Genomic DNA, 14801 nt, shown 5'->3' with positions numbered 1-14801 from the left:
TTGGTTATATGCACAAATAACTTCTTTCTCAAATTAGTCGTCATCTTCACCCCAAAGAACTCTATGTTTGCATTCAAAATAAAAAGGCAACGATAGCTTGTTAGCTCGTTGCCCTTTTATCAGGAGTAAAATACATCACATGTTACGGCTCAATAGTACTTAAATCACTAAGCATTTTGACACACCGACGTGTTAAAGTACTAACGGTATTGGTGAATGATGGATTAGACAATTACTTTATTATACTGTGCTTAATTACCCTTTTTTATACATGATAAGTGAATTATTTTTATTGTGAATGCACATCGACCCACTTCTTTCTATTATGTATACGATGAATGTCTCTCCTCCAATTCCACAGAATCAGCGTTCCACATCAATTCCATTAAATAAAAAAGAGGAAACAATTTAATGCCTCCACTTTAGCTTATTCATATATTCTAGCAATCTGTTCCTATTCGTAACGTACTACTCTTGACGAGATTTCTGATACTGGTTCAATCAGAAGCCATGTACAGTTTTTTCCTTCTGCATAACCCATGAAATATAATAAGTCTTTCGGTAAATCTTTGTCTTCCGTGATATTTTCAAATAAAGGGATAAACCAACCTTGATCTCCTTTAGGGTAAACAGTAAGCCCCATCTCATTTGTAGAAGTTAATTGGACTTGTGTTTTCAACCACTCCACAGTTTCTTCAGAAATACTAAAAGTGGATACTGTTAGCATGGTTTCAACTAATTTCACTTTTTGAGCATTGATATCAAAACTTTTTTCTTCAGTCATAATAATTCCTCCTTTTATATCTTTATTAAGTTAAGCCGTATCTTTTCATTCTACATTATTTATAGCTCTGTGAAAGCTGCAGTTGTAGCTTTCTTCACTGTTACTCTACCGATAATTTATGATGCTTTGCCTTCTGTTGTGAATAACCGTGAAAGTGATATTGTTTTGTTTGTGTTAAGGTCGATTTCATATCTATTCAATAAAATGATATTAAATTGATAATTTATAAGGGATTCTACTTAATAAATGTTATAATTTTCAAAGTGAAAAGGAGGAGAGATTATTTGAAATATTTTACTAAAGTTATTCTATTATCATTTTTAGGGCTATTATGTCTATTTGCATTTTCTCTAAATAATGAAGCTAAAGCAGATGAAAAAGTAACAAAGCTTAATTTTACGCCCTTTGATACAGAACTAGATAAAGATCATGACATTCTTTACATGACAGATTTAGGAAGTAAAACAATTTATGCACATCATTATAAAACTGGGCAAATAAAGTCGCTGAAACTCCCTTACGCAGCGGAACGATTAACATTGCGAAACGGTATACTTTATGTAACGCAGATGAAACAAAGTCATACAAATTCTACAAGTAGTCCAAATACCGGAGCGATTGCCGCTATTAAGACTAAAGATTTTACAATTGATTATATCCTGGATGTTGAAACTGATCCATATGATATTGCAGTGGATAAAGATAACTATTTATACATAACACCAGGTTCAGGGCAGCATAACAACATGCTCGTATATAATTTAGCTACAAAACAGCGTGTGGAAAATACAAAAAACGCATCTATGTATGAACAATCGACTGTGGTCTACAGTGAAGAATTATCGAAACTTTATACAATTTCTAAAGGTATCACACCCACTGATATCTACGCTAAAGAAATAAATCATGGGATTATTACAGCAAGCTATGATTCACCTTATCATGGGGATTATGTAATAGATCAAACAGCAAATTTAACTCCAGATGGATTACGTCTATATAATTTAGGAACTGCGTATAGTTTAACATCAGTCAAGTCTGGTGATATGACATATAGACTTGGCTTTGATGAACGCTACGACGATTTTGCCTTTAATGACCAATTAACATTTGCCGTAAGTCGATCATCAGGGATTGATGTTTACACTTATGATACAAATGATTTCCAATATACGCTTTATGGTACAAAACGCGTAAAAAAAGTGTTCGTAGATGATGGACTTATTGCAATCATGGAAGATGGCAAAGCTAAGTATTCCATTCTTTATAATGAAAATCTTCAATCCAATCCCATGTCAATTACAAAGTCAACATATGAATCTAAAAATAGCAATAACAGTACTATTATTGAGAATTTGCAAGACGGTGCCAAATATTTACCACTAGACAGCACTTTTAAAATATACTTCAACCAAAAAATATCTGAAATCAACCCTGACAAATTTACACTTAAAGATGCCAGTGGAGAAGTACCACACACTGTCACTGTGAATAAAAATGTCGTAACAATTCAACCAAATGAATTGAAATATTTCACTGATTACAAACTAACCATTACTGATGGTGCAGTAGCAGGCTATCAAGGTGCAACACAAGACACTACTACTAACTACCTTTTTACTACAAAAGCATTACCAGCATCTGGCCTTACTTTATCAGTGAACGATGATGCTGCACCTGCTAAGTATATTTTCACAGCATCTGCCTCACAGGGAAGCAACATTGAATTTCAATTTTCAGTTGCAACATCAGGTAATTATACAGTTGTTCAACCGTTTAGCAGTTCTAATAACTTCGTTTGGCAACCAACACGTTCAGACAGTTATACTATTAAAGTAGATGCACGTAGCAAAAACTCTGGTAATCTATCTGACACCTATTCATTGAAAAGTATAACTGTTGTAGATCATGAATTGCCAAAAATCACAACTACAACGACTAGCTATGATAAAAATCTAAATACCGTTACCGTCTTCATTCAGGCTATAGACAATATTGGTATTCGGTCGATTACATTGCCGAATGATAAGGTTGTAAACAGTGACAAAGCAACATTCACAGTAAGTAAAAACGGGAGCTATTTTGTAGAGGTTGAAGATTTATTCGGTAATGTACGAACTGAAGAAATCTTTGTCGACAACATTGATAATGCACCTCCGACACTTACAGTCAAACCAAACACAACAAAACCAACTAATAAGAATATCACATTGACAATTAATGCAACTGATAATGTAGGTATTAAAAAACTTACATTACCTGATGGGTCAATATTAAAATCTAGTAATGCCAAGTTTACTGCTACAAAAAATGGTATATACAAAGTTATTGCAGAAGATTATGCAGGCTTTAAAAAAACCTATAAATATACAGTTTCTAATATTTACAAGCAAGTACCGAAAACTCCTGTAGTTCATACTCTTGGAGATGCGGATGTAATGATTTCTGGTACAGCAGAACCATATGTAGATTTCGTCTTAAAATTACCTGGTAAAAAAGCAATGGTAACATGGACTTCCGATGATGGTACATTCAAGTTTTATATTCCTCGACAAAAAGCAGGTGCAAAAGTAACATTTTATGCTAATAACCCACTTGGCCAAACAAGTAAAATGAAAACGATTATTGTGAAGGATACGACGCCACCTCCAGTATCAAATATATCGATTACATCTACATCTATGATAAATGTAAAATCTGAAAGCAGTGCAACAGTATACATTTATAACGGCAAAAAGTTAGTGAAGAAAACAACCGCGAAAAAATCAGGCTATGCACGTGTACAAATATCTCGCCAAAAAGTAGGCACTACGTTATCGATCTATGCAAAAGATAAAGTAGGTAACAAAAGTAAAGTGAAGAAATTTACAATAAAATAATGCACAGAAAAAAAGGAAGCAATATATATTGCTTCCTTTTTTTGAAGCTATTTATGATGTTTATTCATTGTTCAGAAATGTGATAGAGATATTGCTTACAAATTCCATAATCAACAAAGCTACTTCTAACAACTCACATTTCCACAATAAAACTACTCGATAAATCCCTTATCCATATATCGGTACTATACTTCATTTTTTATTCGTGTTACGATCTGTTGCCCATCTAGCAGCTGTACAACCTTCTATATAAAACTATTTTTGTTGCTCTACAATAACACCATTAAATGCTGATTTATAAATCGCATAGATGTCTTCTTTTAGCAATGGTAGTGGACTTCTAGCTAGAATACGTTTTTGTTCAATCGCATCATTTGTAAGTCCTTCTAAAGCATCTTCCGTAATATTAAAGCCTTTTAAAGTAGATGGAATATTAACATCTTCTACAAGTCGTTTTAACTCAATCACACATTTATATGATGCTTCTGTTTGTGAAAGGTTTGTAGCACTAAAGCCCATTGCTTCATATATATCTTTCATACGTTTTTCACAGCTTTGACGAATATAGCCCATTACATAGGGAAGTAGTACGGCATTTGAGTCACCATGAGCAATATGGAATTGACCTCCGATTGGATAAGCTAATGCATGTACGCCTGCTACGCCTGCATTAAAGAAGGCAAGTCCTGCTAAGTAGCTACCATAACTCATATCTGACCGAGCTTGTTTATCGGTACCATTTTTTACAGCTGTACGAATAGAATTGCTTATTAAACGAATTGCTTGTAGTGCTAATGCATCTGAAACTGGACTAGCAAATTTTGAAATATATGCTTCAACTGCATGTGTAAGTGCATCGATACCCGTTGCAGCAGTAATTTTTGGAGGTAAAGAAATTGTTAAAGCAGGGTCTACAATGGCCACATCAGCAAGTAAATAATCATGTGCAATAACATCTTTTGTTGTTTCTAATGATAGCACTGAAATATTCGTAATTTCAGAGCCAGTACCTGATGTTGTTGGCACAAGAATGGTTGGAATCCCTTTTGATTGAATTTCCATCGTGCCAGTTAAATTTAAATAGTCTTCAACTTTACCTTCATGAGTAGCTAACACACCTGCAATCTTTGTTAAATCTAATGCACTACCCCCACCAAGACCAATAACTAAATCGAATTGATGCTCTCTCGTATATGCAACAACTTTTTCACCAATTGCTAATGGTGGTTCAGGTACAACTTCAGTGTAGATATCAACTTCTATACCTGCTTTTTCAAGTGGTACAACTATATTATTTGTTAATCCTAGTTCTTCTAAGAATGGATCTGTTACTAGTAGAATTTTTTGTGCATTAAATCGTTTAACTTCTTCTTCTAAATGTTCTAATGAGCCCCAACCAGTGTAGCTAATTGGTGCAAAAGTAATTTTTTCAGACATTGCAATCGCTCCCCTTTTTATTGATTCCAGACAACAAGTTTTGTTTCGGTCATTTCATGAATGGCGTATTTCAACCCTTCTTTACCAGTGCCACTTTCTTTGACACCACCATAAGGCATTTGGTCAATACGGTAAGTAGGAATATCATTGATCATAACTCCACCAACTTCTAATTCTTTCGAAGCTTTAAATGCTGTCTTAATATCGCTCGTGAAAATGCCCGCTTGTAAACCGTAGTTTGAGTTGTTAATTGCTTGAATGCCTTCTTCAACGGAAGAAATTCTGTTCACAATAACTACAGGTGCAAAAACTTCCTGGCATGAAAGCTTTGCGTCTTCTGCTACATTTCCCAAAATGGTTGGCATGAAAACATCATTTTCAACTTTACCACCGATTAAGACTGAAGCACCTGCTTCCACTGCTTCATTTACCCAGTCAGTTGCACGTTGTTGTTCCTTTTCATGAATCATTGCAGAAACATCAGTTGTTAAATCTAATGGATTACCTATGACTAACTCTTTTGTTTTCTCAACAAATTTAGAAAGGAATTCTTCCGCAAGCTCATCCATTACATAGATACGTTGTAGAGAAATGCATACTTGACCTTGATTTGAAAATGCGCCACTCACGCATTTTGAAACGATTTCATCAATATTGACATTCTTGTCAATAATAAGGCCTGCGTTTGAGCCTAATTCTAATGCCACTTTCTTTAATCCTGCTTTATTGCGTATTCCAATTCCTACAGCCGGGCTACCCGTAAAGGTAATCATGCTAACTTTATCGCTTTCCACTAATGCGTCACCAACTGTTTTACCCCCACCAGTTACTACATTAAACGCACCTTTTGGTAAAGCTGTTTGATCGATTAATTTCGCTAAAAACAATGCTGAAAGAGGTGTTTGTGATGCTGGTTTCAAAACAATTGTATTACCAGCTGCAATAGCTGGTCCTACCTTATGTGCTACTAGATTTTGTGGAAAGTTAAATGGAGTAATAGCACCAACTACTCCAATTGGCTGCTCAATTGTGTATCCTAAACGGTTCACACCATTTTTGGCAGCATCCATTGGAATCATTTCGCCAGTAAGACGTTTTGCTTCTTCTGCTGCAAATTTATAGGTTTCAATCGTGCGATCAATTTCGCCCAATGCAAATTTCAACGGTTTTGCTGCTTCTATAGATATAATTTCAGCCGCTTCTTCTCTATTTTCGATAAATAATCTCGTAATATCTTCAAGAATAGCTGCTCTTTCATAAGCAGTTAGTTTAGCCATTTCCACTCTTGCTTCATAAGCAATATTGATAGCTTCCTCAACTTCAACTCTAGTAGCTTGTGGAATTTTTGCAATAATCTCTTTTGTATGTGGTGATGCTAAGTCCGCGTATTGTACTGATTTTTTCCATTCACCGTTCACATAATAACTTTTTTCCATAAAGCAAAATCTCCCTTTTTAAGCGATTTCTTTATTTTCTTCACTATCTTTAACAAAAGTATTATCAACTTCACCTTTGAAGAAATCTTTCCCGTAAATTAGTAAGCATAGAAGAATTCCTACTGCAAAGCCCCAAGCGGCACCTTTAATGCAAAGCACTGCACCTATAACACCTGCAACACCTAAATCACGTTGACTTCGCGCTTCTAGAACACCTACTTTAACACTTACAAAACCTTGAATTAACATCGTTAACGCTAAGGCAACACCAAGAATCGGTTGTACAAGACTTACAATTGGTAGTAATAATAAGCCTGTATTTGTACCCCAACGGAATGAACCAATACCTCCGAAGAACGAGTCCATCGCTTTACGGCCTTTTTTGAACCGTTCTACAGTCACAACTTGCATTGCTGCCCACAGAGGTCCACACATTGAAACATCTGGTCCAAGTATACTCATAGCTGAGTTACGAATACCAAAAATCAAATGAGAACGGTTTGGATTTAAATCAATCTTTTCATCTGGTCTAGCTACTTGTCCTTCATCTATTAATGCTTTTGCTTGTAAAACATCACCGAATAATACGATATAAGCTGCAATTACAGTTGGGATAGCTAATAAGAATGTTTTTAATGGTGGCAAACCTATTCCAAACACTGTATATTCATTCCAAAGTGTCATGAAGTCTGGTTTTGAAAATCCCCATTCAATCGCTGGCCACGGTGCTTCCCCAAACATTGGGGCAATAAAGACTGCCAACAAGATAACAGGCAGTACCCCTAATTTACCAATGAAACTTAATATACTATTCTTGTTTTGTAAGAAAGAAAATTGTTTCGAGAATAATAAGTAGAATCCGATACCAACAGCAATTGTGATTGTCCAAGGGAATGAATCAAATTTACCTCCTACTTGGAATACTGAAATAATAGCTGCAAATCCCGCGCCTAAAATAATGCCCGATTTCATTGCAGGAGGGATGATTCGAACAACTTTTGTTGCTAGTCCAGTTGCACCAAGTAAGAGTGACATTATCCCGAGAGTCATCTGGAAGGCTATGAGGGCATGTATTCGATCAGGTCCCTCTGGAAATCCTTGTACATACAACACAAGTAACGGAATTGCTGGAGTAATCCATCCTGGTACTACTGGGTCCCCTAAAAGATGATGTAGTAAATAAAATACTCCGTTTAGCATTACAATGGCTAACGCAACTTCAAACGGCATCCCTAGTACTTCTGTCATTAAAGGTATTGCTGAAAGATCTACTGCACACATCAATAACCCTTGCACATAATCTGGCCATTCAAATTTGTAGTGAATGAACGGCATTCTAATTTTGAATGGCCCAGCTGGTATATACGGTGATTCTTCCCCATACGCACGTTTTTTCCATAGCATGAATCATTTCTCCCCTTTGAGTTGTTTATGTAACCCCTTACATGTTGAACGAAATAAAAAATCCAACACATATCAAAATACAAATAGCTCAAATGAATACGTAACCATTTCATATCAAAAATAAAAGCTAACCAAAATGGTTACGTATTCATTTTATAAAATAGAAAAGATTCAATCTTTTCTTTTAGCTGTTGTATTTCTTAAAAAGACTTTAACAGATTCAGTTATTTGTATGCAAGTACTTTTTTCTAGCTCGATCATCTCAATAAGCTTTTCAATGGCCAGACGTCCTAAGTTATTTTCTGTAATACTCCCAACCGTTGTCAATTGCATAGCTCCATGGTTACTCAAATCTACATTATCAATACCAATTATGCTAATATCTTCCGGTATTTTTAATCCTGAGCTTAATGCATTATTCATTAAATTAAATGCTACTGAGTCTGCCCCACTACAAATTGCGGTTGGTTTTTCTATACATTTCTGCAATGTTTCAAACGCTTTTTGAATATCATTTTTAGATGAATCTGTATGGAAAATATATAAGGGGTTTTCAATAATTCGATATTTTTTCAATGCTTTTTTGTATCCTTCAAAGCGATTTTTAAATGTACTCACCGTTAAAGGACCTCCAACCCATGCAATATCTTTATGGCCAAGTTGAATTAAATGCTCCGCAGCTAAAAAACCTGCCTCCTCATTGTCAATTTCTACAAAGAGCTCTTCGTTTTTATGTTTACGGTTATACGTTATAAACGGAATAGACATCTTCTTTAATCTTTCAAATATCGGGTCATCTAATAAAATGCATGACAAAATCATGCCATCAACTTTATTTTCAATTGCTGATGAATATGCTTCCGATAGCTTTTTATCATTCACAAAGTGAACATTAACTCTATATCCATTTTCGTTTGCATAGTTAACAATTGCAGTTGTAGTATCTACAAAGAACGGATTATGTAATGGCCCTGATAAGAGCGTGATGACTCCAGTTTTTTTCTGTACTAGTGAGCGTGCATTAGCATCTGGTACATAGCTTAATTTTTCAATTGCTTTTAATACTTTATCTTTTGTTTTCTGCTTTACTAGATCAGGTGTATTTAGTACTCGTGAAACAGTCGTTTGTGAAACTCCTGCATGTTTGGCAACATCTTTTGAAGAAACCACTATCATTGCCCCTTTTCCTTTAATTTCTCTTTTAAATATACATGGAAGACGGCAATTGAGTAAAGTTTTCTACCAGTTTGTTTGTTATATGAATTCAGAGAAAACGCAAAAAGTTCAATCAGAAATTTAAGATCACTATTCTATTTATCTACCAAACTTGAAATAAAATATAACAACTTGCATATTTCTAATGAATTGCAAACAGTAAATTATATCTTTATGTCTTATATAGCTCATTTCCCTACAGTAAACCCAACTACACGATTATTATCTTTTTTAATCAAAACTTCTGGTAAACCAGTAGCGACATGTGATTTGTCTTTAAAAGTTACTTTGTATACTACTTGCCCAATATCTTTTGGTTTTGAAATTCCATCTGATGCATTGACTAAATGGTCAGTAATACTTGCTGTTTCAACTTGGATTGATTCTGAAGTTCCACAATTATTTTTAATAAGATAATCTTTTGCTACTTGAGTTACTTTTACTTTAATATCATTTGATATTTCAAATGACACATCAATACGCTCTTCATCACTAGCACATCCGAATAACATGATTAATAAGCAAAAGAAAACGATGGTATTTATCATTTTCCGTTTCAATAAAACTCCCCTTTTTTCAAACGTATTTTAAACAAATGCAAGAAAGTTGATGTCATCATATTTTTTTATAGATAATTGAAATATTGATAATTACTTATATTAGAATATGCTGCAATAGTTGATATCATATGTATAAAATTATTGGAATATTAAAGAGCAGCTACATATTATCGCTGCTCAATAAGAAACTACAATTCTTCCACCTTTTTTTATAAACTTTTATATCAGTAGACCATTCTGTATTTTCATAATGCGTTACTTTACAATAATAAGAACCATCTTTTATATCAAAATGACCTTGATCAGATTTAAAAACATTGTTCTCCAAGTCGAATATTTAAGCTATCGTTATCACTTGATTCTGTAGTATAAACAGAACATTTCCCTTAGATACAGTTTTCTGATATCAACGAAGTAGATTGAGGTTTGAATTATTAGTACTGATCATATGTCTCCTACAATACCTTCTTTACCACTCTCCCAAAATAATTCGTCCCTATGACCCCTATTATGATCACTAGTGCCCCTACCAAATGATAATAGTGAAATTCCTCTTGTAGAAATAGAACTCCTGCTAAAATCGTAATGAGCGTCGCAACATTACTGAAAACACTCATTTTAGATGCAGCCATTTTCGATAAGGCATAATTAGATAAAAACGAAGTAATAAGTGAAGAAAGAATACCTAAATAGACAATGGCTAAAACAAAATCTATGTGAAAAAAAGGTTGGAAGAATTGTTTCGTAGTACCATTGAAAACATTCATACTAATAGCTATCCCGTTAAAACCGATAAATCCAAAAAGTGTCATTATATACGTTAAAGTAAACAATGAATACTGTTGGGTTAACTTTCGTGCAAAAACATTATAAAGTGCAGATGTAATGGCTGATAATAAGATAAATCCACTTCCAATGAAGCTAACCTTAGCTGCCCCTGCCCCGTTCATCATGAAAATAAAGATGACCCCAAGTACTGATAAAATAACGCATATAAGCTGTTTAAATGAAGTTTTTTCTTTCAAGATTAAACTAGCTAACAGTAACGTAAAAATCGGAATGGTTGCTTGAATAATGCCTGCTTCTGAAGACGAAGTACGCGCTAGACCAAAAACTTGGAAAGCAAAAAATAAAATAGGGTAAAGTAATGCTAAAGGAAGAATTCTCTGCAAATCTTTCAATCCAATTTGTAGTTTGTTTTTACTACATATCAGAAAAACCGTCGCTACAATCCATGCAACTGTAAAACGATGTGCCAGTGTATCCAATGGACTTGCAACTGTGAGTGCAATTTTGACAAACATAAAAGAAAGTCCAATTATTAGGGCATATCCGATTGCTGCGATATATGCTTTTTTCATTTCTTTCATACGTTATTACCTCTTTTCGATTTATCCGGCCGGTACAACTATCGTATAAAAAAACTCATAATAAGACGACTACAAAAAAACACATCTGTACCGATACAGATTGAATTAACTAAAAAAGTATTCTACAGTAATTTACAAGATCTTAGATAGGTTAGTCCAAGAAGGAAAATTGAAATTGGTAGGTGCAAAATAGTGGGGAAACTGGAGAAATGGCGTGAACTTATACAAAATGGCAGTATTATTTTGTTTTGGGATACAAAGATTTTAGAGCGAAATTTAAAACAATTAGAATGTGATGGTTTTGAAATATATAGTTTTGATTGCAGCCTTTGGAATGAGAAAAATTTTCACGAAGAGTTTGCAAGTACGCTTAATTTTCCTGATTACTATGGTAAAAATTTAAATGCTTTTAATGATTGTTTATCAGACATATTACCTAAGAAAACCGGCTTTATTCTAACCTTTAAAAATTATGATGTGTTCACGAAAAGGTATCCTGACATTGCCTATGATATTTTAGATATTATCCAATTAAATGCTTGGAGAAATCTTATAGAAGGTAACGTTTTACTGGGATTTGTTCAATCAAATGATGGAAATTTCTCAATGCCACCTGTAGGCGGGATGTCTCCCTGTTGGAATAGTAATGAGTGGTTAGATAAAAATAGAGCACTATAACACTTATTCAATATAAAAAGGACCATATAAATTGGTCCTTTTTATCTATTAATCAAATATCAACAATAGTATTTATCAAAGCCGTTTTCAAAATTAATATGTTAGATAAATCAATTATAAATTGTTACGTTTACTTTAACTAAAGCTCTGTTGGAAAAGCTTAATTAGTTTGGATAATAGATCGTCATACTAAATCGTGTTAAAGTGTCCCCCGAATTACAATATGTGTGCGGTCTATCCGCCTTAAATCTGATCGAATCACCACTTTTTAAAATATAACTACTATCACTTACACTAATCGTTACTTCTCCATCAAAAACAGTGATAAATTCCTCCGTTCCCTCTCTATGAGAATCTGAGCTTAATGCCCCTTCTCTTTCAATTTCAACCGAATAAACTTCGAAACGTCTATCCTCTTGGAAAGGAAAAGAGGGATAGACTCTATAACGTCCATTGTCTTCAGATAATACTTGAATTTCACTTTTTAAAACTACTTTAGTATCTGGTTGAGGATTATTTATTAGTGAAGTAAAAGATATCTTTAACCCATTAGCTATTTTCCAAATAGTTGTTAAAGTTGGACTTGACTCTCCTCTTTCTATTTGCCCTATCATCGTTTTACTTACTCCACTTAGTTGAGAGACCTTTTCTAAACTTAATTTTTCCTTCTCTCTGATCGCTTTTAAATTCTTTGCTAGAATAAGTTGTATTTCTTCCATAAACTCACTCCTATATTATGTACAATATAACGACCATTATGTATAATAAAAAGTACACCGTTATATTGTTTGTTTCGGACATTATAACATACAAATAAAAGGGAGGTCTCTAAATGCCTATACTTTCATTTTTATTATTTGTTTTTATTTCCAGTTTTACTCCAGGTCCCAATAATATCATGTCAATGGCGTTTGCCAATAAACATGGCTATAAAAAGACAATTAGGTTTTGTCTAGGAGTAGGTGTTGGATTTTTTTTAATCACTTTTTTGTGTAGTTTTTTTAATAATATCCTTATAAGTGCTTTGCCAATAATAGAACTTCCTTTGACGATTTTAGGCGTAACTTATATGTTATATTTAGCATATAAAATCCTTACAAGTAAGGAGCTTGACGATGGAAATAATGAAAGTAATAGTAACGGTTTCTTCATAGGTATCTTGTTACAATTTGTTAACCCAAAAGGTATTCTTTTTGGTATTACAGTAGTATCAACTTTCATTCTCCCTTACTACAATTCGTATTTCAGCTACTTTCTTTTCTCTTTATTTTTAGGAATAGTTGGTGTAATGAGTACATTTAGTTGGAGTTTATTTGGTTCGATTTTTCAAAAGCACATATTACAATACAGGCAACAATTTAACATAGCTATGGCAGTTTTATTGGCATATAGTGCTTTTTCAATTCTTATCAAATAAAATAATAGTAGATTGATATGTTTTCATAGATTAAAGCGACTTAATTTGGTCGCTTTTTTTGGATGATAAATATGCAAGGAGGTACAACATGCTTAAATATGAATCAATTTATCATGACCTTTGCGGAAGGATACATAATGCCGACCTGCAATCTGGTGAGAAATTACCATCAATTAGACAATTAGCACAACAATTTTCTTGCAGTAAAAGCACTATTCTTACAGCATTACAAAAACTTGAAGACCAACATTTAATATATGCTATTCCGAAAAGCGGCTATTACGTCGTAGATCATCAAATTGCACAAAAACCAACATCAACTAATATAATGGATTTCGCCACTTCATCACCAACATGGCATGCTTTTCCATATCAAGATTTTCAGCATTGTATGAACAAAGCTATTGATACATATCAAACAGATCTATTTAAATATGGTACAGCTAAAGGATTACCTTCATTAATCACAGAGGCAAAGAAATTATTAGAATCGTATCAAGTATTCACGGATATTAACAATATCTTTATTACTTCAGGTGTACAACAAGCACTATCCTTGCTTAGCCGTATGCCCTTCCCGAACAACCGTAAAACTATACTAGTAGAACAACCAAGCTATCATTTATATATGGATTTCCTAAAAACATACAATCTACCTGTTATCGGGATTAAACGCTCTACAAATGCCATTGATTTAACAGAATTGGAACAGATCTTCCGTAAGAATGACATTAAGTTTTTCTACACAATGCCACGTTTTCATAATCCATTAGGTACTTCTTATAGTAAAAAGGAAAAAACTGCGATTCTTCAATTGGCTAAACAATATGACGTCTATATTGTTGAAGATGACTTTTTAGCTGACTTTGAATACAAATCAAAACGTGACCCAATGTTCGCAATGGATACTTATAACAAGGTCATCTATTTAAAAAGTTTTTCTAAAATCATGTTCCCTGGACTACGGATTGGACTTGCCATTTTACCAAATGAATTAATTAACATTTTTCAACAATATAAAATCACGGCCGATATTGACAGCTCCATGATTTCACAAGCGGCACTCGAACTTTATTTAAAAAGTGGGATGTTTGAACGGTATCGTGCACAAGTTCATGAAAATTATCATAAACGCGGAAAAATTCTTCAACAATCGATAAAAACACATTTACCTCTCTATCCAACTTCTTCAGAAATAAGCATGCATAGCCATATCGTCTTTCCTAAAGAAGTAGATTTAAATCGAATAATTCAGTATTTAAGCCACAAACAAATTTTGTTTAACCCAATTGATCAAAACTATTTAGCCGACTTTTATCGTGAGCGTATTTTAAAAATCAATGTATCAACGATAGAAGATGAGAAAATTGAAGATGGGATAAAACAAATTGCCTATACATTAAACAATCTGGATAACTACTTTTAGAAATACTGAAACATTACCTTCATGGTTTTGTTTCAGTTTTTTTATAAAGCACAGTTTAAAAACCTATTCATATAGCATTTCTTGTATAGAATTCATTCACAAAAAATGTTTTTCAAAAATTACTTTGACAGACAGAGTACTTTTTTGCTAACATTACTCTATCAGGTAGAACAATAAATATCTAAGTAGGTGAAT

General features: G+C 33.6%; 12 protein-coding genes. 4 read left to right on the top strand and 8 right to left on the bottom strand.

Features of this window, described 5'->3' with window-relative positions; translation table 11 throughout:
- Positions 1-454: 454 nt before the first annotated feature.
- Positions 455-784, bottom strand: coding sequence for a DUF5983 family protein (locus MHH85_RS07760; RefSeq protein ID WP_193739901.1), 330 nt, complete (start codon positions 782-784; stop codon positions 455-457).
- Between the two features lie 284 nt (positions 785-1068).
- Here MHH85_RS07760 and MHH85_RS07755 point away from each other — a divergent pair, with 284 nt between their 5' ends.
- Positions 1069-3663, top strand: a complete 2595-nt coding sequence (locus MHH85_RS07755) for an Ig-like domain-containing protein (protein ID WP_340706552.1) — start codon at positions 1069-1071, stop codon at positions 3661-3663.
- Between the two features lie 255 nt (positions 3664-3918).
- Here the strand turns inward: MHH85_RS07755 and MHH85_RS07750 are convergent, their stop codons facing one another.
- The 6 genes from MHH85_RS07750 to MHH85_RS07725 form a co-directional block, all read right to left on the bottom strand.
- Positions 3919-5100 carry an iron-containing alcohol dehydrogenase gene (locus tag MHH85_RS07750; RefSeq protein ID WP_340706551.1) on the bottom strand — a complete coding sequence of 394 codons (1182 nt, stop codon included), beginning with the start codon at positions 5098-5100 and terminating at the stop codon, positions 3919-3921.
- Between the two features lie 17 nt (positions 5101-5117).
- Positions 5118-6536 carry an aldehyde dehydrogenase family protein gene (locus tag MHH85_RS07745; RefSeq protein WP_340706550.1) on the bottom strand — a complete coding sequence of 473 codons (1419 nt, stop codon included), beginning with the start codon at positions 6534-6536 and terminating at the stop codon, positions 5118-5120.
- Between the two features lie 18 nt (positions 6537-6554).
- Positions 6555-7940 carry a hypothetical protein gene (locus MHH85_RS07740; protein WP_340706549.1) on the bottom strand — a complete coding sequence of 462 codons (1386 nt, stop codon included), beginning with the start codon at positions 7938-7940 and terminating at the stop codon, positions 6555-6557.
- A gap of 171 nt (positions 7941-8111) precedes the next feature.
- Positions 8112-9116 carry a LacI family DNA-binding transcriptional regulator gene (locus tag MHH85_RS07735; protein WP_370588324.1) on the bottom strand — a complete coding sequence of 335 codons (1005 nt, stop codon included), beginning with the start codon at positions 9114-9116 and terminating at the stop codon, positions 8112-8114.
- A gap of 227 nt (positions 9117-9343) precedes the next feature.
- Positions 9344-9715, bottom strand: coding sequence for a hypothetical protein (locus MHH85_RS07730; RefSeq protein ID WP_340706548.1), 372 nt, complete (start codon positions 9713-9715; stop codon positions 9344-9346).
- A 455-nt stretch (positions 9716-10170) separates the two neighbouring features.
- Entirely contained in the window at positions 10171-11085 is a 915-nt protein-coding gene (locus MHH85_RS07725) for a DMT family transporter (protein WP_340706547.1), read from the bottom strand.
- 192 nt (positions 11086-11277) lie between these two features.
- Here MHH85_RS07725 and MHH85_RS07720 point away from each other — a divergent pair, with 192 nt between their 5' ends.
- A complete protein-coding gene (locus tag MHH85_RS07720) occupies positions 11278-11763 on the top strand; it encodes a barstar family protein (protein WP_340706546.1) in 486 nt (161 codons plus the stop codon).
- Positions 11764-11927: 164 nt separating this feature from the next.
- Here the strand turns inward: MHH85_RS07720 and MHH85_RS07715 are convergent, their stop codons facing one another.
- Positions 11928-12482, bottom strand: a complete 555-nt coding sequence (locus tag MHH85_RS07715) for a helix-turn-helix domain-containing protein (protein WP_340706545.1) — start codon at positions 12480-12482, stop codon at positions 11928-11930.
- A gap of 113 nt (positions 12483-12595) precedes the next feature.
- On the opposite strand from MHH85_RS07715, the gene MHH85_RS07710 reads away from it, so the two are divergent.
- Entirely contained in the window at positions 12596-13180 is a 585-nt protein-coding gene (locus tag MHH85_RS07710; protein WP_340706544.1) for a LysE family transporter, read from the top strand.
- A gap of 88 nt (positions 13181-13268) precedes the next feature.
- Positions 13269-14606 (top strand): aminotransferase-like domain-containing protein, encoded by a 1338-nt coding sequence (locus MHH85_RS07705; protein ID WP_340706543.1) that lies wholly within the window; start codon positions 13269-13271, stop codon positions 14604-14606.
- Positions 14607-14801 lie beyond the last annotated feature (195 nt).

The organism is Viridibacillus sp. FSL E2-0187, assembly GCF_038006425.1.
GTDB lineage: Bacteria > Bacillota > Bacilli > Bacillales_A > Planococcaceae > Viridibacillus > Viridibacillus arvi.
Note: the sequence above shows the minus strand (reverse complement) of the source record. Positions and strands in the feature narration are given on the sequence as shown.

What these genes read in the sequence shown, in the direction of transcription:
- MHH85_RS07750 (WP_340706551.1), bottom strand. Translation starts at nt 5,100, where the DNA reads ATGTCTGAAAAAATTACTTTTGCACCAATTAGCTACACTGGTTGGGGC.
- MHH85_RS07710 (WP_340706544.1), top strand. Translation starts at nt 12,596, where the DNA reads ATGCCTATACTTTCATTTTTATTATTTGTTTTTATTTCCAGTTTTACT.
- MHH85_RS07715 (WP_340706545.1), bottom strand. Translation starts at nt 12,482, where the DNA reads ATGGAAGAAATACAACTTATTCTAGCAAAGAATTTAAAAGCGATCAGA.
- MHH85_RS07740 (WP_340706549.1), bottom strand. Translation starts at nt 7,940, where the DNA reads ATGCTATGGAAAAAACGTGCGTATGGGGAAGAATCACCGTATATACCA.
- MHH85_RS07735 (WP_370588324.1), bottom strand. Translation starts at nt 9,116, where the DNA reads ATGATAGTGGTTTCTTCAAAAGATGTTGCCAAACATGCAGGAGTTTCA.
- MHH85_RS07760 (WP_193739901.1), bottom strand. Translation starts at nt 784, where the DNA reads ATGACTGAAGAAAAAAGTTTTGATATCAATGCTCAAAAAGTGAAATTA.
- MHH85_RS07705 (WP_340706543.1), top strand. Translation starts at nt 13,269, where the DNA reads ATGCTTAAATATGAATCAATTTATCATGACCTTTGCGGAAGGATACAT.
- MHH85_RS07745 (WP_340706550.1), bottom strand. Translation starts at nt 6,536, where the DNA reads ATGGAAAAAAGTTATTATGTGAACGGTGAATGGAAAAAATCAGTACAA.
- MHH85_RS07725 (WP_340706547.1), bottom strand. Translation starts at nt 11,085, where the DNA reads ATGAAAGAAATGAAAAAAGCATATATCGCAGCAATCGGATATGCCCTA.